The following is a 25,739-nucleotide window of genomic DNA, read 5'->3' on the forward strand; positions in this document are numbered from 1 at the left end:
TCCCGCACCCACCGCCCACACCGCACGGGCGGCGCCGCGCAGGCCCGCAGCCTCAGCGGCATCGTCCGGCGGGCGCGGATGAGCCGCGGTATGGGCTCGGCGTCGCGCCCGGGTCGCCGGACGCGGGGCGGCGGAATGCCGCCGGAGGTCCAGCGGGGTATCCGGCAGCTGCGCAGGGCGCTGCGCCGCCGCTGAGTGCATCGAGCATCGACCGAGCAAGCGCCGCACGGGCTCCGCCCGTGCGGCGCTTTCGTGTGCCCGGGCCGCGGGCGCGGGTGCTGCGCCTAGGCGCCCGCGTCGCCGGGGAGGTCGATGCGCACCATGATCGCGGTGCCCTCGGCCGTCACCTCGCCGTTGTGCCGGATCTCGCCGGAGACGAAGACCTTGCGGCGCTCGGTCCCGGTCACGCGCGAGGTGATCTCCAGGGGGGCGTTGAGCGGCGTGGGACGGCGGTAGTCCACGTCGAGGTTGGCGGTGAGCCCCGGTTTGCCCTCCGCCCCCGCCGCGGCGCCCAGCGCCTGGTCCAGGAGTGCGGCCAGCCAGCCGCCGTGCACGAGTCCCGGCGGCCCCTGGTAGACGCCGTTCAGCACCGCCTCGCCGCGCAGGCCGCCCTCGGGCACCGTCTCCAGGCGCAGCGGCAGGGCCGCGGGGTTGGTGGGACCCGAGACCACGTTGGTGAGGGTGCCGTACTCCACTCTGCCGTCGGGCCAGGTGTGGCGGACCATGGTGCCGATGTCGTGCCGGGCGCCCTGCAGGCGGGCGGTGGCCGCGGCCACGGCCTCGCGCGCCGCGGCCAGCTCCTCGCCGCCGGCCCGGGTGTGGGCGACGGCGTCGACGAGGGAGCGCACCTCCTGGACCAGGGACGTCAACTCCGCCGGGATCTCCTCCTCGCCGACGACGGGGAGACCGAAGTCGCGAGGGTCGGGGAGTTCGGCAACCGGCTTCGCGTCGACCGTCATGGCTTCCTTTGCTGTGCTGGGTGGGCTCTGCTCGGCGGGCGCCCCCGGCGGCTCTTTCGGCCGGGCCGCCGCAGGCGCCGGCACACCGATCGAGCGGTTATGTTACTCGCTGGTAGCTTTATCGTCGCCCACTCCCCCGCGGGAAGCAACGCGACAACCGTCACAACAGCCAACGAACACCCCGCGGAGGGCTATTTCGTGAGACTCCGCACCACGATCGCCGCGCGGCATCGCGGCTCTGCGTCCACCGCCGCCGCAGGCTCCGGCAGCGGCGAGGGAGGCCGCGTCGAGCCGGTGCGCGGCGGCGAAGGCCGGTGGCCGCGTCGCTCAGTGCAGCGGCTTGCGCATGTCCCGGTGCGGGATCCCGGCGTCCAGGTACTCCTCGCCCCGGGCGGTGTAGCCCAGCCGCTCGTAGAAGCCCAGGGCGTGGGTCTGAGCGTGCAGCTCGATCTCGGCGAGCCCCAGCTCGCGCGCCCGCTCCTCGATCGCGCGGACCAGGGCGGCCCCGGCGCCCGTGCCGCGGGCCTCCGGGAGCACCGCCAGGCGGCCCAGCACGCCCAGCTCCCCCTCGGCGACCAGGCGGCCGGTCCCCGCCGGCACGCCGTCGATCCGCGCCAGCAGGTGGTCGGCGTCGGCGTCGCGGGAGTCCGGTTCCTCGGCGATGGGCACCCGCTGCTCGGCGACGAAGACGGCGCCCCGGATGGTGAACACGGCCGCGCGGTCCTCGGGACTCTTGGCGAGATCGATGGTCAGCACGCCGGGAAGTCTAGACCTCGCGCGCCGGAGCCCGGTCCCCGACCGGCCGCGCTCTACCGCTCCCCGCGCCCGGCGCGACCCGCCTAAGCTGGCGGCATGAGCGACGAGTCCGGCGAGCGCGCCCGCTTCTGGCGCCATCCCGGCCTGCCGGGGGTGGAGCTGCTCAAGGCCCACTACGTCCGGCACACCTTCAACCGGCACACCCACGACACCTACACCTTCGCCCTCATCGAGTCGGGTGTGGAGGTCTACAGCTACCGCGGGGCCACGCGCAGCGCCGGCGCGGGGGGCCTGGTCGTCGTCGAGCCGCAGGAGGTGCACACCGGCCACGCCGGGGTCCCCGAAGGCTGGCGCTACCGGGTGCTCTACCCCGATGTCGACGTGGTCGCCGCCGCAGCGCGCGACCTGGGCATGGACGGGGTCCCGCCCTTCACCCCCGAGGAGATCCGCGACCCCGCCTCGGCACACCTGGTGCGCGCCGCCCACCGCGCCACCGAGCAGGGCGACAGCCTCAGCGCCTCGACGCTCACCCGCCAGGCCCTGCACCGGCTGCTGGCCCGCCACACCCGGGCCCGCCCCCCGGCACGGGCCGAGGAGCCGCCCGGCCCCGCCCGCGCCGTCGAGCAGGCCCGCGAGCTGCTGCGCACCCGGCTGACCGACCCGCCCGCCCTGGAGGAGCTGGCCGCGGCCGTGGACACCCCGCCGTTCGCGCTGCTGCGCGCCTTCCGCGCGGCCCACGGGCTGCCGCCGCACGCCTACGTCAACAACGTCCGCGTGCAGCGCGCCCGCCGCCTGCTGGCCGACGGCGTCCCGCCCGCCGACGTCGCCGCCGCCCTGGGCTTCGCCGACCAGCCGCACCTCACCCGGCACTTCAAACGCAGCACAGGGGTGCCGCCCGGCGCCTTCCAGAAGGGCGTGCTGGGCCGGCCGGCGGCGGGGTAGGCCGTGCTCGGCCGCGCGCGCCCGGCGGTGACCGGGATCCGCGCGGTGCAAGAACGTTCAAGACCGCGCCGCGGCGACGCCGTTAGCGTCGGCGGACGTGAACACCTCAACTCCAGTGCTGTCTCCCCCCGTCCGCGACGGGCTGGGCATGGGCGTCGCGGTGGGCCTGTCCGGCACCGCCTTCGGCGCGGCGGCCGTCACCGCGGGGCTGTCGGTGCCCCAGGCGTGCGTGCTGAGCCTGTTCGCGTTCACCGGCGCGTCGCAGTTCGCGCTGGTGGGCGTGATCGCCGGCGGCGGGAGCCTGGCGGCGGGCGCGGCCGGAGCGCTGCTGCTGGGCGCACGCAACACCCTCTACGGCCTGCGGATGGCCGATCTGCTGCCCTGGCGCGGACCGCGGCGCCTGCTGGCGGCGCACGGCATCATCGACGAGACCGCGGCCGGAGCGCTGTCCCAGCCCACCGCGGCCTGGGCGCGCACGTCCTTCGTCACGGTCTTCGCCTCGATCTACCTCACCTGGAACCTGATGACGCTCGTCGGCGCGCTGGCGACCGAGCGGATCGGCGACACCGACGCCTTCGGGCTGGACGCCATGAGCGCGGCGGTGTTCCTGGCGCTGATCGCGCCGCGCCTGCGGGAAGGGCACCGGGAGCGAGCGGTGGCGGTGCTGGCCGCTGCCATCGCCCTCGCCGCGGTGCCGTTCCTGCCTCCCGGCGTTCCCGTGCTGCTCGCCTCCGCGGCGGCGCTGATCGTCCCGGGCCGGGGCCCCTCCGGCCGGTCCGGCGGTGACGGCGCGGCCGCCGGCAGCGGAGGCGACGGGGAGGACCCGGCGCGCGGGGAGGTGCGCACATGACGCTGTGGCTGGTGATCATCGGTACCTGCGCGGGGTGCTATCTGCTCAAGCTCGCGGGGCTGTCGGCGCCGCGGCGGCTGCTGGACCATCCGCTCGTGCGGCGCTTCGCGGCGGCCGTCCCGGTGGCGCTGCTGGCGGCGCTGATCGCCGTGCAGACCGGCAGCGACGGCGGGCAGCAGCTGGTCTTGGACCCCGCGCGGGCCGGCGGGGTGGCCGCCGCCGCGATCGCCCTCCTGCTGCGGGCCCCCTTCCTGGTGGTGCTGGTGGTGGCCGCGGCGACGGCGGCGGGGCTGCGCCTGCTGGGGCTGTGAGGCGCGGCCGCCGCGCCCATCGGACGGCCGCCGGGAACCGCTGCGCCGGCGCGGGTGCGCTCCCCGCGGCCGGGGCTCGCCCGTGAGCGGCCGCACCGCCTCCTGCCCGCGTCCGCCAGGTGAGGGAGCGGCCGCGGGCGGGCAGGAGCCAGTGGTGACCGATCACACGAGCCGGAGGACGCCGATGACAGAGGAGACGGGCGCCGCAGCCGAGGGCGCCGACCGGGTATGGCGCACCGCCGCCGAGGAGGTCGCCGACGTCCTGGCGGCCGCCGGGGTCCGCCGCTGCTACACCGTGCCCGGCGAGAGCTTCCTGGAGCTGGCCGACGCCGTCGAGCAGCACAGCGACCTGCGGCTCGTCTCCACCCGCCACGAGAACGGCGCGGCGTTCATGGCCGAGGCGGAGGCCAAGCTCACCGACGTGCCCGCCGTGGCCGCGGCCACCCGCGGCCCGGGTGCCGCCAACCTGGCGGTGGGCGTGCACACCGCCCGCCAGGACTCCACCCCCATGGTGGTGTTCCTCGGCCAGGTCACCTCCGACCACCTGGGGCGCGAGGCCTTCCAGGAGGTCGACCTGACCGCCTTCTACGCGCCCATCACCAAGTGGGCCACCACGGTCACCCGCGCCGACCGGCTGGCCGAGGTCACCGCGCAGGCGCTGCGGGTGGCCACCACCGGCCGTCCCGGCCCGGTGGCCGTCGCCGTGCCCGGCGACCTGTTCGGGCAGCGGGTCCCCTCCCCGCGCGCGCTTCCCGGGGCCGCGCCGCCGCGCCCGCCGCTGAGCGAGGACGACCGCGACCGGCTGGCGGAGTGGCTGGTGGCGGCCGAGCGCCCGGTGATCGTGGCGGGCGGGGGCGCCCGCGCCGCGCGCGAGGAGCTGGTGGCCGCGGCGGAGCGCTTCAACGTCGGCGTCTACACCTCCTGGCGGCGCCAGGACGTGTTCCCCAACGACCACCCCCTCTACCTCGGCCACCTCGGGCTGGGCTGCCCAGCGCCGGTGCTGCGGGCTCTGGAGGAGGCCGACGCGGTGCTGGTCGTCGGTTCGCGGCTGAGCGAGATCACCAGCCAGACCTACCGGCTGCCCACCGCCGCCGGGCCGGGGCCGGACTCGCCCGTGGCCCAGATCGACATCGACCCCGACCAGATCGGGTCCGTCACCGGGGTGTGGCTGGGTGCGGTGGCCGACGCCCGGCTCGCCCTGGACGCCCTCGCGGCCCTGCCCGCCGCCGCGCCCGACCGCGATTACAGCCGGGCCCACCACGCCTGGGAGCGCGCCGCGACCGCGCCCGCCGACGCGGCGGCCCACCCGGGCGGCCGGATGCACCCCTGGGCGGTGGTCGAGGCGATGCGCAAGGCGCTGCCCGAGGATGCGGTCGTCACCAACGACGCCGGCAACTTCGCCGGGTTCCTGCACCGCGGCTGGACCTACCGCCACCCGCGCACCCAGCTCGCCCCCACCAGCGGCGCCATGGGATACGCGGTGCCGGCGGCGGTGGCGGCCAAGCTCGCCGCGCCGCACCGCACGGTGGTGGCCGCGGCGGGCGACGGCGGGGTGCTGATGACCGGACAGGAACTGGAGACCGCCGCCCGGCTGGGGCTGCCGATCATCGTCGTCGTCTTCCAGAACGGGCTGTACGGCACCATCGCCATGCACCAGGCCCGGGAGCTGGGGCGCACCGCGGGCACCGACATCAGCGGGCCGCTGGACCTGGCCGCCTACGCGCGCGGGCTGGGGGCGCTGGGCGCCACCGCGGCCACCCCCGTGGAACTGGCCGACGCGCTGGCCGAGGCGGTGTCGGCCGAAGCGCCGATGCTCATCGACGTCCGCACCGACCCGGACGTGATCAGCCCGGAGACCACCATGGCCGGGCTGCTGGAAGGCTCCTGAGCCCTCCGGCGGCCCGCCCGCCGCGGTCCCCGCGCCCGATCAGTCCTCGCGCAGCCGCTCCAGCGCGGCCTCCAGGTCGGCCGGGTAGGGGCTCTCGAACTCGACGCGGCCGCCACGGGTGGGGTGCTCGAAGCCCAACCGCACCGCGTGCAGCCATTGGCGGCCGATGCCCAGGCGCTCGGCCAGCATCGGGTCGGCGCCGTAGAGGTGGTCGCCCACGCACGGATGGTGCAGCGCCGCCATGTGCACGCGGATCTGGTGGGTGCGGCCGGTCTCCAGCTTGATCTCCAGCAGGCTGGCGGCGCGGAACGCCTCGACGGTGTCGTAGTGGGTCACCGACGGCCGCCCGCCGGCCACCACCGCCCACCGGCCGTCGCCGGCGGGGTGGCGGTCGATGGGCGCGTCGATCGTGCCGCGCAGCGGGTCGGGGTGGCCCTGCACCAGGGAGTGGTAGACCTTGTCGACCACCCGCTCCTTGAAGGCGCGCTTGAGCACGCTGTAGGCCGCCTCGCTCTTGGCCAGCACCATCAGCCCGGTGGTGTTGGCGTCGAGCCGGTGCACGATCCCCTGCCGCTCTGCGGCGCCGCTGGTGGCCAGCTCGACTCCGGAGGCCAGCAGGCCCTGCAGCACCGTGTGCCCGGTCCAGCCCACGGTCGGGTGCGCTACCACGCCCACGGGCTTGTCCACCACCACGATGTCGGCGTCCTCGTGCACCACGGTCAGTCCGGGCACCGGCTCGGGGCGCGCCGTGGGCGCCTCGGGCGGCGGGGGCAGGGTGACCTCCAGCCAGGTGCCGGCCTCCAGCCGGTCGGACTTGGCGGCGGTGGATCCGTCGACGGTGACGTTGCCCTCGGCGATGATCTCGGCGGCGCGGGTGCGCGACAGCCCGAACATGCGGGCGATGGCGGCGTCGATGCGCTCGCCCTCGACGCCGTCGGGAACGGGCATGCCGCGGTGGTCGCCGGTCCTGGTGGGCCCGGTCACGCCGACCGCCCCCCGTCCTCGCGCCGGGGCGCCGAGCCCTCCGGCGCCTCCGGCGCCGGCTTGGGCGGAACCGGGTCCTCGTGCGCCGGAGCGGCGGAGTCGGCGCCCGAGCCGGGCCCGGTCGCGGCGCCGCCGCCCGCGTCGGCGCGGTCTGCGCCCTGCGGCCGCGCGGCGGGGCCGGCACCGGCCTGCTCGCCGGGTTCCTCCGCGTCGCCGGGCTTGTCCCGCTTGACGTGCTTGTCCGGCTCGCGGGTGCCGTCGAGGTTGATGCCGCGGAAGGCCAGCAGCACCGCGAGCGCGCCGCCCACGACGATGCAGGAGTCGGCGATGTTGAACACCGGGAACTCGGGGACCTGGATCCAGTCGACGACCGCGCCGTGCAGCGGCGCCGGCGGCCGGAAGGCCCGGTCGACCAGATTGCCCAGGGCGCCGCCCAGGATCATCCCGAGGGCGATCGTCCAGGCGGTGCTGCCCAGCCTGCGCGCCAGGAACAGGATGTAGACCACGACGCCCACGGCGATGAAGAAGAACAGCCAGGGCAGCCCCTGGCCCATGGAGAAGGCCGCGCCGGTGTTGAACACCAGGGTGAACTTCAGCAGCTCGCCGACCACCGGCATCGACTCGCCGGGGGCGAACGCCGCCAGCGCGGCCTCCTTGGTGGCGTAGTCGGCCGCCAGGCAGGCGGCCGCCACCGCCGACAACAGCAGGAACCGCCGCGGTTTGCGCGCGGCGGATCCGTTCACGGTCTGATCTTGGGCCCCGGAGGGCTCGACGTCACTCAGCGACGCTCCTCGCGCTGTTTGCACTGCACACACAATGTGGCGCGGGGGAACGCCTGCAGCCTCGCCTTGCCGATGGCCTTGCCGCAGGACTCGCAGACCCCGTAGGTCCCCGCGTCCATCCGCTGGATGGCTCGCTCGCTCTGCGCGAGCAGCTCACGGCTATTGTAGTTCAGCGCCAGCTGGTGCTCGCGCTGGTAGGCCTTGGCCCCCGTGTCGGTGGGATCGTCGCCGGCGCCCTCGACCGCGTCCGTCAGCCGCTCGGCCAGCTGCGACTCCGCGGCGGCGATCCCGTCGCGCAGCCCGGCGATCTCGGCCTCAAGGCCGCTGCGCACCTCGGCCAGCTCCGATTCGGTCCACGGATCCTCCCCGGGCCGGACGGGGAGCTCGGCAGCATTCGACACGCTCATTCCGCCCTCGTCCTCTCCCCCGCGGGACTCTTCGCCGGACCTGCCGGCCGTGGTCGTCGACGCCATCGGGCACCTCCCCCTCGGCCGCCCGCGGCGGCCGAAACCCCGTTTTGACGTGCGAATTCGCCGCTTCGGACGGTTCCTTCGCACAAGATGCCGGGTAGCTTAAACGCCCGTCGGGAGCGAATCAACCATCGACAACGCAGCGGGGAACAACCCGGCTTTCCGCGCCTTTCCCCCAGGTGTTCCCGGTAGGCGACCGGTGAACGCATCCGCGGGCTCGGCGCCGCGGGCGGGGGGGCCGGCCGCCGACTACTGCGCCGCCGCGAATCCGCCGTAGTCCTGGGCGAGCATCGCCAGGTGGGGCTCGTCGAAGGTGGCCGGGCCGCCGTGCGGGCCGGTCGTCACCTCGATCACCCAGTCGACGTCCTCGGCGTCGTCCTCCCCGGCCAGCATGTCGCGGTGCACGGTGCAGGGCTCATACCCCTGGTCCCGCAACTGCTCGGCCAGCTCCTCGGCGTCCTCCCGCTCGGAGAGCGTCACCAGCACGGTGCCCTCCTGCCCGGTCGCGGCCACCATGGGCCTCCTCTCGTCGATCACCGCACTGCCCCGCCGCGCCCCGCACGGCGGCGGGCCGCGCCTGTGCGCGCGGCCCGGCACGCAAGTATGCACCCGCCACCGGCCGCAGGTGACGCCAGGGCCGGGCCCCCTCTCCGAAGAGGCGGGCGGCGGGCCGACCGGGGGCGTCGCGCCGCCCGTTCGCGGGCGGAAGGCGCGGCGATCTCGGCTATCCTCGGATGCACGGCACGGCGCGGATGGGGACGAGTACCGCCGGAAACAGCCCAGAGCGACCCGGGGACGGTGGAAGCCCGGGGGCATGCCCGACGGGAACATCACCCCGGAGCCGCCGGAAGAACGGCCGGACGCGCACGGCGCGCGCCGGCTCAGTAGACCCGGCAGCCGCGGCAAATGAGAGGGGAACGAGGCGGCCGGCCCGCCTCGCCCAAGGAGGGTGGTACCGCGGGGCGCACCGCCTCGTCCCTCCATCAGGACAACCGATGCCCTGGTGAGAGGTAGGCACTATGCCCGACGACAGCGCCGCCCGCTCCTTGCCCGCACTGCCCGCCCAGATCGACCTGCCCGCCGCCGAGCACGAGGTACTGCGGCGCTGGTCTGAGCAGAAGATCTTCGAACGCTCCCTGGAGCAGTCGCGGGGCAACCCCAACTGGGTCTTCTACGAGGGCCCGCCCACCGCCAACGGCCAGCCCGGCGTGCACCACGTCGAGGCGCGCGTGTTCAAGGACATTTTCCCCCGCTTCAAGACGATGCGCGGCTACCACGTGGACCGCAAGGCCGGATGGGACTGCCACGGCCTGCCCGTCGAGGTCGCGGTCGAGAAGGAGCTGGGCCTCAGCGGCAAGAAGGACATCGAGGAGTTCGGCGTCGCCGAGTTCAACGCCCGCTGCCGCGAATCCGTCCTGCGCAACGTGGGCGCCTTCACCGCCATGACCGAGCGCATGGGCTACTGGGTGAACATGGACGAGGCCTACCGCACCATGGACCCCGAGTACGTGGAGTCGGTGTGGTGGGCGCTGAAAGCCATCTGGGACAAGGGCCTGCTGGTGAGGGACTACCGCATCAGCCCCTACTGCCCGCGCTGCGGCACCACGCTCTCCGACCACGAGCTCGCCCAGGGCTACGAGACGGTCGTGGACCCCTCGGTCTACGTGCGCTTCCCCGTCACCTCCGGGCCGCTGGCCGACCCCGAGCGCCCCACCTCCCTGCTGGTGTGGACCACGACCCCGTGGACGCTGGTCTCCAACACGGCGGTGGCCGTGCACCCCGACGTCGCCTACGTCGTGGCCACCGACGGCACCGAGCGCCTGCTTGTGGCCGAGCCCCTGGTCGAGGCTGCGCTGGGCGAGGGCTGGACGCTGACGGGCGAGCGCTTCGAGGGGGCGGAGATGGAGCGCTGGACCTACCAGCGCCCCTTCGAGCTGGTCGACTTCGACGAACCCGCGCACTTCATCGTGCTGGCCGACTACGTGACCGTGGACGACGGCACCGGCCTGGTCCACCAGTCGCCGGCCTTCGGCGCCGACGACATGGCCGTCTGCCGCGCCTACGGGCTGCCCGTGGTCAACCCCGTGCGCGCCGACGGCACCTTCGAGGCGGGCCTGGACCTGGTCGGCGGCGTGTTCTTCAAGACCGCCGACACCGCCCTGGTCGACGACCTGCGGGCGCGCGGGCTGCTGCTGCGCAACCAGCCCTACGAGCACAGCTATCCGCACTGCTGGCGCTGCCACACCGCGCTGCTCTACTACGCGCTGCCGTCCTGGTACATCAAGACGACCGCGATCAAGGACGAGCTGCTGGAGCAGAACGCGCGCACCAACTGGTTCCCCGAGAACGTCAAGGAGGGCCGCTACGGGGAGTGGCTGCGCAACAACGTCGACTGGGCGCTGTCGCGCAGCCGCTACTGGGGCACGCCGCTGCCGGTGTGGGTGTGCCCGCAGGAGCACCACACCGTCGTCGGCTCGCTGCGCGAGCTGGGCGAACTGGCCGGCCGGGACCTCAGCGCGCTGGATCCGCACCGGCCCTACGTCGACGACGTGGCCTTCGACTGCCCCGAGTGCGGCGGCCGCGCCCAGCGGGTGCCCGAGGTCATCGACGTGTGGTTCGACTCGGGCGCGATGCCGTTCGCGCAGTGGGGCGCGCCGCACCGCAACGAGGGCGCGTTCGAGGCCAACTTCCCCGGCCAGTACATCTGCGAGGCCATCGACCAGACCCGCGGCTGGTTCTACTCGATGATGGCGGTGAGCACCCTGGTCTTCGGCCACTCCTCCTACGAGAACGTGGTCTGCCTGGGCCACATCCTCGCCGAGGACGGCCGCAAGATGAGCAAGCACCTGGGCAACGTCCTCGAACCCATGGAGGTCATGGAGCGCCACGGCGCCGATGCGCTGCGCTGGTTCATGGCCGCCAGCGGGTCGCCGTGGATGCCGCGGCGCGTGGGCCACGAGGCCCTGGAGGAGATCGTCCGCAAGGTCCTGCTGACCTACTACAACACGGTCTCCTTCTTCACCCTCTACGCCGGCGCGGGCGGGGCCTGGAGCCACGACCGGCTCGCCGCCGCGCCCGCACCCGCCGACCGGCCGCTGCTGGACCGGTGGCTGCTCTCCGAGCTGCACCGGGTCGTCCAGGGCGTCGGGGACGCGCTGGACCGGTTCGACACCGCAGGCGCCGGGCGGCTGCTGACCGCCTTCGTCGACGACCTGTCCAACTGGTACGTGCGCCGCTCGCGCCGCCGGTTCTGGGCGGGCGCCGACACCCCCGAGGGCGCGTCGGCGTTCGCGACCCTGTTCGAGGCACTGGAGTCGCTGACCCTGGTGATGGCGCCGCTGGTGCCCTTCATCACCGACCACGTGTGGGCGGCGCTGCGCCGGCCGGAGGCGCCGGAGTCGGTGCACCTGGCGAGCTGGCCCCAGGCCCGCGAGGACCTGATCGACACCGAGCTGTCGGCGCAGATGGCCCTTACCCGCCGACTGGTGGAGCTGGGCCGCGCCGCCCGGGTGGACTCGGGCGTGCGCACCCGCCAGCCGCTGTCGCGGGTGCTGGTGGGCGCGGCCGGGTTCGCCGAGCTGCCCGAACAGTTGCGCGACCAGATCGCCGAGGAGCTGAACGTGCAGCAGCTCGACCCGCTCTCGGCGGTGGGCGGCGACCTGGTGGAGTACACGGTCAAGCCGAACTTCCGAGCCCTGGGCAAGCGGTTCGCCAAGCGCACGCCGCTGGTGGCCGAGGCGATCGGCGCCGCCGACGCGCGGGCGCTGGTGGAGCAGATCCGCTCCAGCGGCTGGGCGCATGTCGAGGTCGAGGGCGAGCCGGTGGAGATCAGCTCCGAGGAGGTGCTGATCAGCGAGCAGCCCCGCGAAGGCTGGACGGTGGCGGCCGAGGGCGGCGAGACCGTCGCGCTGGATTTGGAGATCACCCCGGAGCTGCAGCGCGCCGGTCTGGCCCGGGAGTTGGTGCGCCTGATCCAGGACGCCCGCAAGTCCAGCGGTCTGGAGATCTCCGACCGGATCGAGCTGTGGTGGTCGGCCGAGGACCCGATGACCGCGCAGGCGCTCACCGAGCACGAGCGCACGATCGCCGGCGAGGTGTTGGCGGTGCGCGTCACCGAGGGCAGCCCGCAGGGCGAGGCGCACACGGTCTCCTCGGCGGACTTCGGCGTGACGGTCCACCTGCGCAAGACCGCGGACACGGGCCGGCCGCCGGCCTGAGGCGGGTTTTCCCGCGGGCGTGCGGGGCGCTTGGACGCGCCGCACGCCCGCTCGTGCTTTCCCGCGGATGGGCGTGGGCGCTTTGCGGCGCCGCCTTGCCTCCTCGCTCATGTCCTGTTCAAGAAGTCGGGCACCACAGGCACAGAGGCTGCGGCAATGGGGCTGGCTCGCGCGCAGCGCTGCGTGCCGGCTTGCCGCCGAGCGCACGGAACACCTTCACGCCAGAAGCCCGCCACCGATGATGCGGCTCCACCTCGAAAGAACCGCGCGCGCTCGGCGGCAAGCTGCCACCGCGCTACGCGAGACGCGCCCATTGCCGCAACCCCGGGGATGGCCGCCCCAGGTGGTACCCGGCGGGCTCCTCTGCCCTGGCAACAGCAGGAACCCTCCCGGGACCATCCACGTCGAGCACCACACAGGCTGCGGCAATGGGGCTGGCTCGCGCGCAGCGCTGCGTGCCAGCTTGCCGCCGAGCGCACGGAACACCTTCACGCCAGAAGCCCGCCACCGATGATGCGGCTCCACCTCGAAAGAACCGCGCGCGCTCGGCGGCAAGCTGCCACCGCGCTACGCGAGACGCGCCCATTGCCGCAACCCCGGGGATGGCCGCCCCAGGCGGTATCCGGCGGGCTCCTCTGCCCTGGCTTCAACAGCAGGAACCCTCCGGGGACCATCCACGTCGAGCACCACACAGGCTGCGGCAATGGGGCTAGCTCGCGCGCAGCGCTGCGTGCCAGCTTGCCGCCGAGCGCACGGAACACCTTCACGCCAGAAGCCCGCCACCGATGATGCGGCTCCACCTCGAAAGAACCGCGTGCGCTCGGCGGCAAGCTGCCACCGCGCTACGCGAGACGCGCCCATTGCCGCAACCCCGGGGATGGCCGCCCCAGGCGGTATCCGGCGGGCTCCTCTGCCCTGGCTTCAACAGCAGGAACCCTCCGGGGACCATCCACGTCGAGCACCACACAGGCTGCGGCAATGGGGCTGGCTCGCGCGCAGCGCTGCGTGCCAGCTTGCCGCCGAGCGCACGGAACACCTTCACGCCAGAAGCCCGCCACCGATGATGCGGCTCCACCTGGAAAGGACTCCGTGCGCTCGGCGGCAAAGAAACACGTGACGCGAAGCGTCTCCGTTGGGGTGGTGGCGGGCTGACGGGCGGGCACGTGACGCGAAGCGTCTCCGATGGGGTGGCGGCGGGCTGACGGGCGGGCCGCGCTACGCGGAGCGCACCCATCGCCGCAACCTCGATGGCGGCCGCCCCAAGCGGTACCCGGTGGGTTCCTCGAAAGCGGCGCCGGTCGCTCCCGCGGCGTGCGCGATGACGACTACGGCAAGCCCCTCACCGGCGGGTCAGGAGCGGTCGTCCTCCTCGTCGCCCTCGGCGGTGTCGCGGCGCAGGACGACGGTCCGGTCGGGATCGGGCCCATCGGCGGCGGTCGCGGCGCCGGGCTCACGGTCGTCCGGGGCGTCATCGGGGGCCGCCGCCTCGGGGTCGGCATCCGCAACGGGAGCGGATTCGGGGGCAGGGTCGCGCTCGCCGGCGGCCGTGGCCGCGGACCGTTCGATCGGCTGGGTCTGCTCCTCGGCCGGCGCATCGGCGCGGTCGGTGTGCCCGGCCGGGGCTTCCGCCGAAGCCGAGTGCTCGGGGGCGTCCGCCTCCGGCGCGTCCTCGTGCTCGTGCCCCTCGATCGCGTCCGGCCGGTCGGCGCTGCGGTCGTCCACCTCCACCGCCGCCCTGTCCGGGCCGCCGGTGCCCGGCTCCACGGTCTCCGGCTCTTCGGCGCCGCGGGCGGCGGAGGCGGCCGCGTCCTCGCCGCCGGTGCCGGGTTCCGCGGCCTCGGGCTCGGTGGCCATGGCCGCCCGGAGGTCGATCGGCTCGGTGGCCGGGTCGCCGGCCGCGTCCTGGGAAGCTGCGGGGGCGGCGTTCCACGCGGACGCCGGTTCGGCCCGCGGCTCCTGTCCGCCGGGCCGGCCGTCCTGCTCCGCGCCGGCCCGGGGCGCACCGTCCTCGGCCGGCTCCGCGGCGGCCGGCTGCGGCGGCTCGTCGTGCGCGCGGCTCGCCGAGGCGTCCGCTGCCGCTCCGGCGGCAGCGGTCTCCTCCTCGGCCACGTAATCAGCATTGGCATCGGCGCCGTCCGCACCGGGCGGCTCCACTGCAGCGTCCCGGCCCTCGGTGTCCGGGCGCAGGCCGCTCACGAACGCGCTGAAGGACAGGTCGCGGTCGGATTCATCGACGGTGCCGTCCTCGGCCGCCTCCGCGGCCGCCGCGGGCTCGGTCTCGGGTGTGCGGGCGGGCTCCTGGGAACGGGCGGTGCCCGCGGAATCCGCGGCCGCCGCCTCCTCCGGCGCGGCCGGAGGTCCGTCCTGGGAGCCGGTGCCGACGGCGGGCCGCTCCGGTTCGGCGGAGTCGTCGAAGTCCCGGGCGACCCATTCCTGCAGGGGCTCCTCTTCCTGCGGAGGCTCCTGCGCGGCCGCCGCGTCCTCGGCGGTGCCGCTCGGCGCGTCGGAGGCGCCTGTGGGCATCGCGCCCTCGTCGTCGGGCGCGGTGGAGACCCGCTGGATGCGCGGCCGGACCGGCCGGGGACCGGGGGGCTGCGCGCTGTCCGCGCTCTCCGGCGGCCCGGTCCGCTCGGCTGCGGCCGGCTGCTCCGGCCGCTCCGCCGATCCGGGCCGCTCCGCGGCCTCCTCCGGCGGTCGGCCGGGAGTCGCCGCGGTGCCGAAGGCCTCGGACGGCGGTGTGCCACCGCCGTAGCCGGGGGCCGGTGGGCCGCCCGGTGCCGGGGCCTCCTGCCGCGCCGGGGCACCCCCCGGCGCGGGCGCGAACCCTTGGGCCGACCGGTCTCCTTCGCCGCCCGGGCTCCGCTGCCATGCCGATCCGGCCGATGCGCCCGACGGAGCCGGGGCCGGGACGGACGCCTTCCCCAAACCGCCCGTCCATGCCCGCTTCCGTCCGGCGCCGGCAGCACCGGGCACCGCATCCCTCCGGGAGCCCAACCCCAGCTGCTCGCGTGATCTCACCGCCTCGGCGACGAGCAGGACCGCACCGAGGCCGCCCAGTACGAGGGCGATGTAGACCAGCGCCGTCTCGGCGAACACCACCCCGAAGGCGATGACCGCCAGAGCCGCCACCAGGGTGGCGAGACTGAGGATGAACACGGAAAAGGAGAGCCTTCAACTCAAGGGTTCAATTGTGTGCGGCCGCACTGCGGCTCAGTCGCGGCACAGTCCCGATCGCCGCTGTGCGCGCCTGGAGTCCGGAGGAGGTCAGCGGCGCTCGTGCGGGACCTCGCCGGGGTGGTAGCCGCCGTGCTGGGCGGGCTCGGGCTGGGCGAAGGGGTTGCCCGCGGGTGCGCCGTTGCCGGGTCCGCCGTGCTGCATGCCGGGGTTGGCGCCGGAGGGCGACATGGTCTGGAACCCGCCGGTGGTGTTGGGGTTCTGCTGGCCGGAGTTGGGCTCGTTGGCGCCTTCGGCGAGCTCGCGCAGCTGGCGCTCGAAGTAGTCCTTCAGGCGGCTGCGGTACTCGCGCTCGAAGTCCTTGAGCTCGGCGACCTTGTGCTCCAGCTCCTCGCGCTGCTGCACCAGGGAGCCCATCACCTGGCGGTGGCGCTCCTGGGCGTCGCGGTCGAGGTTCTCGGAGCGGGCGCGGGCCTCGTTGACGATCTGCTCGGCCTGGCGCCGGGCCTTGCCGAGGATGTCGTCGGCCTCGTGGCGGGCGCGGCCGAGGGTCTCGTCGGCCTCGCGGCGCGCGTCGGAGATCGCCTGGTCGGCGGTCTGCTGGGCCAGCGCCAGCACCCGGGCGGCGGTGTCCATGTTCTCTTCGGAGCCGGGCAGGCCCATGTTGGCCGCCATGGCCGGGATCTGCTGCTCCAGCGGCTGCTGCTGTTGCGGCTGCTGCTGCGGGGGCTCCTGGCGTACAGGCTCGGGCTGCGGGGGCTCCGGCGGGAGCTGCTGCTCCTGGGGCTGCTGCTGGAAGTCCTGCATGCCGGCGTTGGGCACCTTGCCGCGCAGGCACTCGGCGAGCTTGCCGCGCAGCTCCTCGTTCTCCTGGATCAGGCGGTCGAGCTCGGTCTCGACCTCGTCGAGGAACGCGTCGACCTCTTCCTCGTCGTAGCCCGGCCGGAGCCGGGTGGTACTGAACTGCTTATTCCGCACATCCGCGGGTGTCAGCGGCATGTTCGTCTCCTTGGCGCGCTTGGACTGTGTCCGTAGGGACGCTACCTGATCGTGACCTTACGGCAATCCAGATCATGACCAAGGCCACATATCGGAAGCAAAGCTGACCTTTCCGACATCTGTGACCTTCTAGATGAACGAGATCGAACTTACGATCTGGAGCAGGATCACCACGAAGAGGAAGAGCACGGTGAAACTCAGGTCAAGCGCCAAACCCCCCAGGCGTATGGGTGGGATGAACCGACGCAGGAACCTCAGGGGCGGATCGGTGATCGTGTAGACCGTCTCAGCGAGTACCAGCACGAACCCGGTCGGTCGCCACGACCGCGCAAACGCCTGCACGAGCTCGAAGACGAGCCGCGCGATCAACACCAGCATGAACAGGTTCAGCAGGATGATGACGACGGACTGGACGATACTCACGGCCGTTCCCCGACCCAATCTCTGGACATCTGTGATGATCTAACTCTGGTTGAAGAACCCTCGCTCAGCGATGCGTGCTTTGTCTTCAGCAGTCACCTCAACATTGGCCGGGGACAACAGGAACACCTTGGTGGTCACGCGGTCGATACTGCCATGCAGCCCGAAGATCAGGCCCGCCGCGAAGTCGACCAGCCGCTTGGCGTCGCTGTCGACCATCTCGGTCAGGTTCATGATCACCGGTACACCTTCTCGGAAGTACTCTCCGATGGTACGCGCCTCGTTGTACGTCCGGGGATGGAGCGTAGTGATGCGCGCAAGGTCTGCCGTAGCAGGGGTCGTGTGCGTCGGGGTGCGCCTCTCTGCAGGAGACATGGTGTAGTCATCCGCATCCGTCACGGAGTCGACACGCGGATCGCCGCCTTGATGACCGAGATCCCGGTCGCGCCGGCCGTCAACGCCTTCGTCGAAGTCGTCGAAGTCATCATATTCGTCCGCATAGCGGTGATCGTAGCGGTCGTCCTCCACGAGGCCGAGGTAGACCGCCATCTTGCGCATCGCGCCGGCCATCTCTTGTCCTCCGTCGTCCCTGTGGTGCGGCACCGCAGATGACTCAGTCCGTGTCGGGCCCGGCCCAAGTTCGCCGGAAGGGCGAACTCGACAGTTGGGCGCCAAGGTCCATGTGGGGACATTACCCGACGTTCGGGCCGCGATCGTCGAGCAACGCCGTTCCCACACGCAGGTGTGTCGCCCCTTGGCCGACAGCCGCTTCCAGGTCCCCGCTCATCCCCGCCGAAACCGCTACCGCCTGAGGGTAGCGATCCCGGACCTCGGCGGCGACCGCATTCAGCCGGGCGAACGCCTCGGCGGGATCGCCCCCGCGCGGCGCGACCGCCATGACCCCGCCCAGCGCCAGCCCGTCCTCGGCCGCCACGGCGTCGGCCACGGCGAGAACGTCGCGCGGATCGGCCCCGCCGCGCAGCCCCAGCACGCCGGCCGCCGAGTCGGGGTCGAGGTTGACCTGCACCAGGCAGCCCACTTCGCGCCCCTCGGCGCGGGCGCGCGCCCCCAGCGCCGCCGCGAGCCGGGTGCGGTCCACCGAGTGGACCACGTCCGCGTAGCGGGCCACCGACCGGGCCTTGTTGGTCTGCAACTGCCCGACGAAGTGCCACCGCAGGCCCAGATCGGCGCATTCGGCCGCCTTGGGCGCCGCCTCCTGGTCGCGGTTCTCACCCACGTCGGTGATCCCCAGCTCAGCGAGGATGCGCACGTCGGAGGCCGGAAACGTCTTGGTCACCGCGATAATCGTCACCTCCTGCGGGCTGCGGCCGACGGCTGCGCAGGCGGCGTCGACGCGCCGGCGCAGCGCGGCGAGGTTGGCACGGATCCGCTCGCGGCGCTCCGCGCCGCCGGCCGCCTCGCCGGGCGCGCCCGCGCCCCCGATGCCGCCGGCGCTCACGGCTGCCGCCAGATGAAACCGGCGAACCGGCCGGTGGGCGCGCCGCCGCGGTGCGAGAACAGCTCGGGGCTCTCCAGCGTGCAGCGGTCGTCGGAGGCGATGTGGCCGACATCGGCCGCGCGGAGTTGGGCGGTCACCGCTGCGCGCATGTCGATGCCCGGGGTGCCCGCCCGCGTGGAGACGGCCGCCTCGGGAACGCTGCCCGCCACCTCCTGCTGGACCCGGGCGCCGACCTCGTAGCAGCCGCCGCAGATCGCCGGGCTCAGCAGGGCCCTGATGCGGGCGGGGTCGGCGCCCAGCCGCGCCATGGCGGCGATCAGCTCCGGCGCCACGCCGGCCTGCGTCCCCAGCCTTCCGGAGTGGGCCGCGCCGATCACGCCGGCCTCGGCGTCGGCCGCCAGCACCAGCAGGCAGTCGGCGGCCAGCGCGGCCAGCACCAGGTCGGAGCGGTCGCACACCACGGCGTCGACCCGCCCGGCGGTGCCGGGCTCGGTGGCCACCGCAACCTGCGCGCCGTGCACCTGGTCCATCCAGACCACGCGCTCGTGGCCGAATCCGAGCCGCTTGGCGGCCACCCGGCGGTTCTCGGCCACCGCGTCGGGGTCGTCGCCGACTCCGCGGCCGAGGTTGAGGGTGTCGAACGGCGCGGCGCTGGCCCCGCCGTCGTAGCGCTGGGTGAAGCCGGCCCGCACGCCCGGCCCCAGCTCGATCACGGCACTCATCGGTGCGCAGTTCCTCCGCATCCTCCGCAGGTGTCGAGGGGACGCGGAAAAGCGTACCGGCGGCGGGTGGCCCCGCCGCCGGTCGGCTCGTGCGCCATTCCGGCGCTACTTCAGGAAGTCGGGTACGTCGAGGTCGTCGGGGTCGTCGAAGACCACGCGGCGCCGAGGCGCGGGCATCTCGCCCGAGCGCGAGAACGTGCCGTCGGTCCCGGTGCCGCGGACCTCGCCGTAGTCGTTCTCGCCGACCGGGCGGATGTTGCGGGCGCGGTTGCCCTCCTCGACCTCGGGCTCGGTCTCGGCCTGCTCCGGCTCGGGCTCGCGCTGCTGGAAGGCGTCGACGGGCTCGGCCGAACGCACGGGCTCGGGCTCCGGGGACGGGGCGGGCTCGGGCGCGGGCTCGGGTTCGGCGGCGGCCTCGTACCGGGGCGCGGGGTCTTCGCGGACCGGCTCCGCCCTGGGCGCCGGCTCCGCCGCGGGCTGCGGCCGCGGCTCCTCGGCGACCGGGCGCACGGCCGGCCGCGATTCGGCGGCCGGAGCCGCCGGCTGCTCGCGGACCGGCGGCTCGGGCGGCGGGGCCGCGGCTCTCTGCGGCGGCGAGGCCGACTCGCCGCGCGGTTCGTCGAAGCCGGCCGCTATCACGGTGACGCGGACCTCGTCGCCCAGGGCGTCGTCGATGACCGCGCCGAAGATGATGTTGGCCTCGGGCGCGGCGGAGTTGGCCACCAGCTGGGCGGCCTCGTTGATCTCGAACAGGCCGAGGTCCGAACCGCCCTGGATGGACAGCAGCACGCCGTGGGCGCCGTCGATGCTGGCCTCCAGCAGCGGCGAGGAGATGGCCATCTCGGCCGCCGCGACCGCGCGGTCGTCGCCCCGCGCCGACCCGATGCCCATCAGCGCCGAACCCGCTCCCTGCATCACCGACTTGACATCGGCGAAGTCCAGGTTGATCAGGCCCGGCGTGGTGATCAGGTCGGTGATGCCCTGCACACCCGAAAGCAGCACCTGGTCGGCGGCCTTGAAGGCGTCGAGCACGCTGACCTGGCGGTCGGAGATGGACAGCAGCCGGTCGTTGGGAATCACGATGAGCGTGTCGACCTCGTCGCGCAGCATCGCGATACCGGACTCGGCCTGGGTGGCGCGGCGCTTGCCCTCGAACCCGAACGGGCGGGTGACGACGCCGATGGTCAGTGCGCCCAGCGAGCGCGCGATGTCGGCGACCACGGGGGCTCCCCCGGTGCCGGTGCCGCCGCCTTCGCCCGCGGTGACGAAGACCATGTCGGCGCCCTTGAGGACCTCCTCGATCTCCTCGCGGTGGTCCTCGGCGGCCTTGCGCCCGACGTCGGGATTGGCGCCCGCGCCGAGTCCGCGGGTGAGTTCGCGGCCGACGTCGAGCTTGACGTCGGCATCGCTCATAAGCAGCGCCTGAGCGTCGGTGTTGATGGCGATGAACTCGACGCCCTTGAGTCCCTCTTCGATCATCCGGTTGACGGCGTTGACGCCGCCGCCGCCGATGCCGACGACCTTGATGACCGCGAGGTAATTCTGCGGTGCTGCCACGACGAGGGGCCTTTCCGCTCGCATCCGCCGATCGTGCCGCCCGTGCCGTCCCACCTCGGCGGAACCCGCCGTCAGCGGCGCGCACGGATCGATCGGCCGTCCGGTTCTACAGTCTTTCCACTGGGCCCCCTCAGACCGGCGCGGTGCCGATCGGGTTCCCATTCAGGGCTTCGGGCTCGCAGCCGGGCGGTCCCCCCTCCGGGTGCTCCCGCCGTAACCGCCCTAAAGTCTCAGGTTCATACTTATGTCAACCAACGGTATTGCTTCCCGACAGTAAGCCGCTGCCTGCCTGCGGGCAACTAACCATGAGTTCAGCCTAACGGCGTGTCGCGCAGCGAGGCGATGTCCCCTCCCGGCGCGTCGCGTCTGGAATGTCGGGGTGCGCGGGCCCCCGCGGGCCGCACCGCACCCCGGCGCCGCGGGCTCCTGCGGCCTACTCGACAACGGCCATTTCCGGTGCGCTGACGTCGTAGTGCCGGTCGGGGCCCGGCGGGTGCTCGTTGAGCAGGATGGTCAGGATCGTGCTCTTGCGCTCGGATCGCTCGGTGGTGCCCCAGTCGACGGTGGCGCCGCTCTGCAGCGTCAGCTCGATCGCCGACCGCTTGCCCGCGTCGATCGTGTCGATGCGCCCGCCGACAGCGGCCGGGACCTGTTCGACGACCGCGGCCGCCGCCGCCACGGCCGGACTGCCCTCGGGTTCGCCGGAGACGCCGATGAGCGGGTAGTTCCGCGGCCGCTTGTCGGTGTCGGCGATGCGCACGCCGTCGCCGTCGATGAGCCGGAACCCGTCGCCGGCGCGCATGCCCAGCACCGGGGTGCGCTCGACGACGTCCACGCGCAGGGTGGCCGGCCAGCCGCGGCTGACCCGCGCCGACTCCACCAGCCGCAGCTCCTCGGCACGGCGCTGGGCGGCGCCGGTGTCGACGCGCGCCAGCGGGGTGCCGGTCGCCACGTCCACGGCGGCCACCACCTGGTCGGGATCGAGCCGGTCGGTGCCGGCGACCTCGACCTGGCGCACCACCAGCAGGCGCGAGCCCAGCAGCACCCAGGTGACCACCGTCAGCAGGCCCACGATCAGCAGCACGACGAAGGCGATCTTCCAGGGATCGGAGCGGCGGGTGCCCGAGCGCTCCGCGGATCCGCCGCGCGGTGCGGCGGTCTCCTCGGTGGTCGCGCTCACGCTGCTCTCGCCGCCCTTCGCCCCGGTGCGCGCCCGCGCGCGCTAATCGCCGACCTGCTCCAGTGCCGACAGCGCCTCGACGATCCTCGGCCCCAGCTCGGTGACGTCGCCCGCGCCCATCGTCAGCACGATGTCCCCCGGTTCGGCCGCGGCGGCGGCCCGCGCCACCGCCTCGGCCCGGTCGGGTTCGTGGCTGACCCTGCCGTGGGTGATCCCGCGGGTGATCAGCTCGGAGCTGACGCCGGGCTCGGGATCCTCCCGGGCGGCGTAGATCGACAGCACCACGACCTCGTCGGCCAAGGACAGCGCCGAAGCGAACTCGTCGGCGAAGATCCGGGTGCGACTGTACAGGTGGGGCTGGAAGACCGCCACGACCCGCCCCGGCGGTGCGTCCGCGCCGCCGCGGGTGTCCAGGGCGGCCCGCGCCGCCCGCAGGTCGGCGGCGATCTCGGTGGGATGGTGGGCGTAGCTGTCGTAGACCGCCACTCCCCCGGCTTCGCCCTTGAGCTCGAAGCGGCGGGCGGCGCCGGTGAAGGAGGCCAGTCCCGCCAGCGCCACCTCGGTGTCGTGTCCGAGCACGTCGGCGACGGCCGCGGCCGCGGCGGCGTTGAGCACGTTGTGCCGTCCGGGCACCGCCAGCTCGGCGGGAAGCGGCTCGCCGCCGAAGGCGCTGAGGGTGAAGGCGGTGCGGAAGCCGTCGGCCGAGATCCCGGCGACCCGGTAGTCGGCGTCGGCCGCCTCGCCGTAGGTGAGCACCCGCTTGCCCAGGCCGCGAGCGGTCTCGGCGACGCGGCGGGCGCCGGGGTCGTCGACGCCGACGACCAGGGTGTCGCCGACGCGCTCGGCGAACGCCGCGAAGTTGGCGTGGATCTCGTCCAGGCCGCCGTAGTTGTCCAGGTGGTCGGCCTCGACGTTGGTGACCACGGCGATCTCGGGCGAGAGCATCAGAAACGAGCCGTCGCTCTCGTCGGCCTCGGCCACCAGCACGTCTCCGGCGCCGGCGTCGGCCCCGGTCCCGGTGGTGACCAGGGCGCCGCCGATCACATAGCCCGGCTCGGCGCCGGCGTGCTGCAGCACCACCGTGAGCATGGAGGTGGTGGTGGTCTTGCCGTGGGTGCCGGCCACGGCCACGCCGCGGCGCCCCAGCAGCAGGGCGCCCAGCGCCGCGGCCCGCGGGATCACGCGCAGGCCCCGCTCGCGCGCCTCGGCGAGCTCGGGGTTGTCCTCGCGCACGGCCGAGGAGACCACGACGGTGTCGGCGGTGCCCACGTGCGCGGCGTCGTGGCCCACGTGGGTGGCGGCGCCCAGGGCCTCCAGCTCGTGCAGCAGCGGACCGTCCTTGGCGTCGCTGCCGGTCACCTCGGCGCCCAGCTGCAGCAGCACCCGGGCGATGCCCGACATGCCGACGCCGCCGATGCCGATGAAGTGCACCCGGCCCAGCTTGTCCACGGGCACCGGGTCGGCGTGCGGGATCAGGCTCACCGCGCGTCCTTCCCGTCGTCGACGAAGGATTCGTCCTCGTCGGCCTCGATGTCGTCGGGGACCGGCTCGGGGGCGGGGTCGCCGCGCTCGCCGCGCGCGACCGCCAGCACCTCGCGGGCGAGCTCCATGTCGGCGTCGCGGCGGCCCATCCGCGAGGCGGCCTCCGACATCGCCACCACCTTGTCGGTGTCGGTCAGCAGCGGGATGAGGTTCTGCCCGATCCAGTCGGGGGTGAGGTCGTTGTTCTCCACCAGCAGTCCGCCGCCGGCGTCGACGATGGGCTCGGCGTTGAGGCGCTGCTCGCCGTTGCCGATGGGCAGCGGCACGAACGCGCCGGGAAGCCCGACCGCCGTCAGTTCGGCGCAGGTCAGCGCGCCTGAGCGGCACATTGCCACGTCGGCGGCGGCGTAGGCGAGGTCCATGCGGTCGACGTAGGGCACGACCACGTAGGGCACGCCGTCACGGGTGCGGTCTTCGGGCTCGTCGGCGTTGTTGGGGCCCACCACGTGCAGCACCTGCACTCCGGCTGCGGTGAAGCGGTCGGCGGCGGCGAAGGCGGCGGCGTTGACCGCCTGGGCGCCCTGGGAGCCGCCGAAGATCAGCAGGGTCGGCAGTTCGGGCCGCAGCCCGAAGTGGGCGCGGGCCTTGTCGCCCATGGCCAGGCGGTCCAGCGAGGAGATCTGCTCGCGCAGGGGGATGCCGATGAAGCGGCCGTTGCGGATGTCGCAGTGGGGGTGGCCGGTGTAGACGTGGCCGGTCAGGCGCGCGCCCAGCCGGTTGGCCAGGCCCGGCAGCGGGTTGGCCTCGTGGACGACCACGGGGATGCGCCGCCGGCGCGCGGCCAGGTAGCCGGGGGTGGCGACGTAGCCGCCGAACCCGACCAGGACGTCGGCGCCCAGGCGGGAGAGGTGCCCGCCCGCGGCGCTTATGGCGCTGGCCAGCTTGCCGGGGACCGACAGCAGCTTGGGGGTGAGCCGGCGCGGCAGAGGGACGGCCGGAATGGTGCCCAGCTCATAGCCCCGCATGGGGACGAGACGGGTCTCGAGTCCTCGTTCGGTCCCCAGGCACATGATCTGGGTCTGCGGGTCGATACGCATCAGCGCATCGGCCAGGGAGAGCGCGGGCTCGATATGCCCGGCCGTGCCGCCTCCGGCGAGGGCTACCCTCATCGTCGCCGATTCCTCCTCGCTTGCGCCTGCGTCGGGCGCGATCGGTTGCCGGCCTGGGCAGCGGCAGCGGGGCGCTTGGGGGCGGCGCCGGATGCCGCGAGGTCCAGGCCCAGCCAGCTTAGGGCCCTTTGCACGCGGCCGGGACCGCGCGCGGCCAGCGCCGCCCGCGCGTCCGGCTCGGACCGGGCCAGCGCCATCAGGATGCCCAGCGCGATCATCGTGGGGATGAGCGCGGACCCGCCGGCCGAGACCAGCGGCAGCGGGATTCCCGTGACGGGCATGACGCCGATGACGGTGCCGATGTTGACCATCGCCTGGATGACGATCCAGGCGGTGATCGCGGCCGCTGCCAGCCGGGCGAAGGGGTCGCTGACGCGTGAAGACACGCGCAGCCCAGCGTAGCCCAGAACCCCAAACAGTCCCACGACGGAGAGGGTGCCGATCAGACCCATCTCCTCGCCGATGATCGCGAAGATGAAGTCGCTCTCGGGGTGGGGCAGAAACCCCCACTTCTCGCGGCTGCCGCCGATGCCCACACCGAGCAGGCCACCGGTGCCCAATGCGTAGAGGCCGTGCAGCAGCTGGAAGTTGGAGTCGGTCGGATCGGTCTGGGGGTTGAGGAAGGACATGAGCCTGGCCACCCGGAAGGGCTCGACGGCGATCATGATCGAGGCCAGGCACACCACCATCCCCATCATCGCCGCGAACAGCTTGCCGGGCGCCCCCACCACCCACAGCAGGGCCAGGAAGATCGACAGCAGCACGAAGGAGGTTCCCAGGTCGGTGCCGATCAGCACGAGCACGACCAGGGTCCCGCAGCCGGGCAGCAGCGGCATCAGCAGCTGGCGCCAGTCGGCCAGCTGCTTGAGCTCCTCCTTGCGGGCGAGCACGTTGGCGCCCCACAGCGCGAACGCCAGCTTGCCCGGCTCGGAGGGCTGGAGCGTCACGCCGCCGATCTCCAGCCAGCGCACTGCGCCGCTGCCGTAGGCGTCGCCGCGGAAGACGGTGAGCACCAGCAGCCCGACCGAGATCAGCAGCGCCGGGTAGCCCACGACCCGGAACACGGCCACGGGCAGGTGCGCGGCCAGCAGGAGCAGCGGCAGGCCGATCGACGCCGCAAGGGCCTGCTTCTGGAAGAGGGAGAACGCCGAGCCGGTCTCGGTGTAGGAGTCGACCATGGACGAGGACAGCACCATGGTCAGGCCCAGGGCGGTCAGCAGCGCGGTGGTCCCGGCCAGCAGGTAGTAGGAGGTCAGCGGCCGGTCGAGGACGCCGGGCAGTTCGCGCAGCCAGAAGCGCGCACCACCCCGTGCACTCCCGCTCCCTTCGGCCCGCTTGGCCGAGGGGACCGATGTCGACACCGCCATTGGCGACCTCCGCCCGCCGCAGTTCCTCCAGCGTCGACCAAGTCTGGCGGT

General features: G+C 73.7%; 22 protein-coding genes. 5 read left to right on the forward strand and 17 right to left on the reverse strand.

What is annotated here, in order from left to right; genetic code table 11:
• Positions 1–284 precede the first annotated feature (284 nt).
• Positions 285–959 (reverse strand): PaaI family thioesterase, encoded by a 675-nt coding sequence (locus FZ103_RS06425; protein WP_155999580.1) that lies wholly within the window; start codon positions 957–959, stop codon positions 285–287.
• A 327-nt stretch (positions 960–1,286) separates the two neighbouring features.
• Positions 1,287–1,715: a GNAT family N-acetyltransferase gene (locus tag FZ103_RS06430; RefSeq protein WP_343233410.1), complete on the reverse strand. Its 429-nt coding sequence runs from the start codon at positions 1,713–1,715 to the stop codon at positions 1,287–1,289.
• 96 nt (positions 1,716–1,811) lie between these two features.
• Between FZ103_RS06430 and FZ103_RS06435 the strand changes: the two genes are divergently transcribed.
• The 4 genes from FZ103_RS06435 (at position 1,812) to FZ103_RS06450 (ending at position 5,706) form a co-directional block, all read left to right on the forward strand.
• Positions 1,812–2,657: an AraC family transcriptional regulator gene (locus FZ103_RS06435; protein WP_155999584.1), complete on the forward strand. Its 846-nt coding sequence runs from the start codon at positions 1,812–1,814 to the stop codon at positions 2,655–2,657.
• A gap of 148 nt (positions 2,658–2,805) precedes the next feature.
• Entirely contained in the window at positions 2,806–3,507 is a 702-nt protein-coding gene (locus FZ103_RS06440) for an AzlC family ABC transporter permease (RefSeq protein WP_156000020.1), read from the forward strand.
• Positions 3,504–3,818 (forward strand): AzlD domain-containing protein, encoded by a 315-nt coding sequence (locus FZ103_RS06445; RefSeq protein ID WP_155999586.1) that lies wholly within the window; start codon positions 3,504–3,506, stop codon positions 3,816–3,818. The genes FZ103_RS06440 and FZ103_RS06445 overlap by 4 nt, the downstream gene beginning before the upstream one ends.
• 184 nt (positions 3,819–4,002) lie before the next feature.
• Positions 4,003–5,706 (forward strand): thiamine pyrophosphate-dependent enzyme, encoded by a 1,704-nt coding sequence (locus FZ103_RS06450; protein ID WP_155999588.1) that lies wholly within the window; start codon positions 4,003–4,005, stop codon positions 5,704–5,706.
• A 39-nt stretch (positions 5,707–5,745) separates the two neighbouring features.
• On the opposite strand, the gene FZ103_RS06455 is transcribed toward FZ103_RS06450, so the two are convergent.
• From FZ103_RS06455 to FZ103_RS06470, 4 genes are all read right to left on the reverse strand, one after another.
• Positions 5,746–6,654: an RluA family pseudouridine synthase gene (locus FZ103_RS06455; protein WP_155999590.1), complete on the reverse strand. Its 909-nt coding sequence runs from the start codon at positions 6,652–6,654 to the stop codon at positions 5,746–5,748.
• A gap of 32 nt (positions 6,655–6,686) precedes the next feature.
• Positions 6,687–7,433: a signal peptidase II gene (gene lspA / locus FZ103_RS06460; RefSeq protein ID WP_186355903.1), complete on the reverse strand. Its 747-nt coding sequence runs from the start codon at positions 7,431–7,433 to the stop codon at positions 6,687–6,689.
• 35 nt (positions 7,434–7,468) lie between these two features.
• Positions 7,469–7,879, reverse strand: a complete 411-nt coding sequence (locus tag FZ103_RS06465; protein WP_156000022.1) for a TraR/DksA C4-type zinc finger protein — start codon at positions 7,877–7,879, stop codon at positions 7,469–7,471.
• 312 nt (positions 7,880–8,191) lie between these two features.
• A complete protein-coding gene (locus FZ103_RS06470; RefSeq protein ID WP_155999592.1) occupies positions 8,192–8,458 on the reverse strand; it encodes a hypothetical protein in 267 nt (88 codons plus the stop codon).
• Between the two features lie 503 nt (positions 8,459–8,961).
• Between FZ103_RS06470 and ileS the strand changes: the two genes are divergently transcribed.
• Positions 8,962–12,159 (forward strand): isoleucine--tRNA ligase, encoded by a 3,198-nt coding sequence (gene ileS / locus FZ103_RS06475; RefSeq protein ID WP_155999594.1) that lies wholly within the window; start codon positions 8,962–8,964, stop codon positions 12,157–12,159.
• Positions 12,160–13,509: 1,350 nt separating this feature from the next.
• On the opposite strand, the gene FZ103_RS25855 is transcribed toward ileS, so the two are convergent.
• The 11 genes from FZ103_RS25855 to ftsW all read right to left on the reverse strand — a co-directional run bounded on the left by FZ103_RS25855 (position 13,510) and on the right by ftsW (position 25,688).
• The gene (locus tag FZ103_RS25855) at positions 13,510–15,315 is read right to left on the reverse strand and encodes a hypothetical protein (protein ID WP_155999596.1); all 1,806 of its coding nucleotides are present in this window, start codon (positions 15,313–15,315) and stop codon (positions 13,510–13,512) included.
• Between the two features lie 108 nt (positions 15,316–15,423).
• Positions 15,424–16,332: a DivIVA domain-containing protein gene (locus FZ103_RS06485; RefSeq protein ID WP_155999598.1), complete on the reverse strand. Its 909-nt coding sequence runs from the start codon at positions 16,330–16,332 to the stop codon at positions 15,424–15,426.
• Positions 16,333–16,461: 129 nt separating this feature from the next.
• The gene (locus FZ103_RS06490; RefSeq protein ID WP_186355904.1) at positions 16,462–16,755 is read right to left on the reverse strand and encodes a YggT family protein; all 294 of its coding nucleotides are present in this window, start codon (positions 16,753–16,755) and stop codon (positions 16,462–16,464) included.
• A 39-nt stretch (positions 16,756–16,794) separates the two neighbouring features.
• Complete coding sequence (locus FZ103_RS06495; RefSeq protein ID WP_155999600.1) at positions 16,795–17,322, reverse strand: cell division protein SepF; 528 nt, start codon at positions 17,320–17,322, stop codon at positions 16,795–16,797.
• Between the two features lie 121 nt (positions 17,323–17,443).
• Positions 17,444–18,211 carry a YggS family pyridoxal phosphate-dependent enzyme gene (locus tag FZ103_RS06500; protein ID WP_343233411.1) on the reverse strand — a complete coding sequence of 256 codons (768 nt, stop codon included), beginning with the start codon at positions 18,209–18,211 and terminating at the stop codon, positions 17,444–17,446.
• Entirely contained in the window at positions 18,208–18,933 is a 726-nt protein-coding gene (gene pgeF / locus FZ103_RS06505; protein ID WP_155999602.1) for a peptidoglycan editing factor PgeF, read from the reverse strand. Before pgeF ends, FZ103_RS06500 begins: the two co-directional genes overlap by 4 nt.
• A gap of 105 nt (positions 18,934–19,038) precedes the next feature.
• The gene (ftsZ, locus tag FZ103_RS06510) at positions 19,039–20,490 is read right to left on the reverse strand and encodes a cell division protein FtsZ (RefSeq protein ID WP_186355905.1); all 1,452 of its coding nucleotides are present in this window, start codon (positions 20,488–20,490) and stop codon (positions 19,039–19,041) included.
• Positions 20,491–20,923: 433 nt separating this feature from the next.
• Complete coding sequence (locus tag FZ103_RS06515; RefSeq protein WP_186355906.1) at positions 20,924–21,670, reverse strand: FtsQ-type POTRA domain-containing protein; 747 nt, start codon at positions 21,668–21,670, stop codon at positions 20,924–20,926.
• 42 nt (positions 21,671–21,712) lie between these two features.
• Positions 21,713–23,152 (reverse strand): UDP-N-acetylmuramate--L-alanine ligase, encoded by a 1,440-nt coding sequence (murC, locus tag FZ103_RS06520; RefSeq protein WP_186355907.1) that lies wholly within the window; start codon positions 23,150–23,152, stop codon positions 21,713–21,715.
• Positions 23,149–24,321, reverse strand: a complete 1,173-nt coding sequence (gene murG / locus FZ103_RS06525) for an undecaprenyldiphospho-muramoylpentapeptide beta-N-acetylglucosaminyltransferase (RefSeq protein ID WP_155999607.1) — start codon at positions 24,319–24,321, stop codon at positions 23,149–23,151. The genes murC and murG overlap by 4 nt, the downstream gene beginning before the upstream one ends.
• Entirely contained in the window at positions 24,318–25,688 is a 1,371-nt protein-coding gene (ftsW, locus tag FZ103_RS06530) for a putative lipid II flippase FtsW (protein WP_155999610.1), read from the reverse strand. Before ftsW ends, murG begins: the two co-directional genes overlap by 4 nt.
• Positions 25,689–25,739 lie beyond the last annotated feature (51 nt).

The sequence above is a fragment of the Streptomonospora sp. PA3 genome (assembly GCF_009728995.1).
In the GTDB taxonomy this organism is placed as follows: domain Bacteria; phylum Actinomycetota; class Actinomycetes; order Streptosporangiales; family Streptosporangiaceae; genus Streptomonospora.

Excerpts from the sequence above, each read along its gene's own strand:
- pgeF (WP_155999602.1), bottom strand. The coding sequence starts at position 18,933 with ATGAGTGCCGTGATCGAGCTGGGGCCGGGCGTGCGGGCCGGCTTCACC.
- FZ103_RS06495 (WP_155999600.1), bottom strand. The coding sequence starts at position 17,322 with ATGGCCGGCGCGATGCGCAAGATGGCGGTCTACCTCGGCCTCGTGGAG.
- ftsW (WP_155999610.1), bottom strand. The coding sequence starts at position 25,688 with ATGGCGGTGTCGACATCGGTCCCCTCGGCCAAGCGGGCCGAAGGGAGC.
- murG (WP_155999607.1), bottom strand. The coding sequence starts at position 24,321 with ATGAGGGTAGCCCTCGCCGGAGGCGGCACGGCCGGGCATATCGAGCCC.
- FZ103_RS06445 (WP_155999586.1), top strand. The coding sequence starts at position 3,504 with ATGACGCTGTGGCTGGTGATCATCGGTACCTGCGCGGGGTGCTATCTG.
- FZ103_RS06485 (WP_155999598.1), bottom strand. The coding sequence starts at position 16,332 with ATGCCGCTGACACCCGCGGATGTGCGGAATAAGCAGTTCAGTACCACC.
- FZ103_RS06455 (WP_155999590.1), bottom strand. The coding sequence starts at position 6,654 with ATGCCCGTTCCCGACGGCGTCGAGGGCGAGCGCATCGACGCCGCCATC.
- FZ103_RS06440 (WP_156000020.1), top strand. The coding sequence starts at position 2,806 with ATGGGCGTCGCGGTGGGCCTGTCCGGCACCGCCTTCGGCGCGGCGGCC.
- ileS (WP_155999594.1), top strand. The coding sequence starts at position 8,962 with ATGCCCGACGACAGCGCCGCCCGCTCCTTGCCCGCACTGCCCGCCCAG.
- FZ103_RS06435 (WP_155999584.1), top strand. The coding sequence starts at position 1,812 with ATGAGCGACGAGTCCGGCGAGCGCGCCCGCTTCTGGCGCCATCCCGGC.
- FZ103_RS06450 (WP_155999588.1), top strand. The coding sequence starts at position 4,003 with ATGACAGAGGAGACGGGCGCCGCAGCCGAGGGCGCCGACCGGGTATGG.
- FZ103_RS06470 (WP_155999592.1), bottom strand. The coding sequence starts at position 8,458 with ATGGTGGCCGCGACCGGGCAGGAGGGCACCGTGCTGGTGACGCTCTCC.
- FZ103_RS06425 (WP_155999580.1), bottom strand. The coding sequence starts at position 959 with ATGACGGTCGACGCGAAGCCGGTTGCCGAACTCCCCGACCCTCGCGAC.
- FZ103_RS06465 (WP_156000022.1), bottom strand. The coding sequence starts at position 7,879 with ATGAGCGTGTCGAATGCTGCCGAGCTCCCCGTCCGGCCCGGGGAGGAT.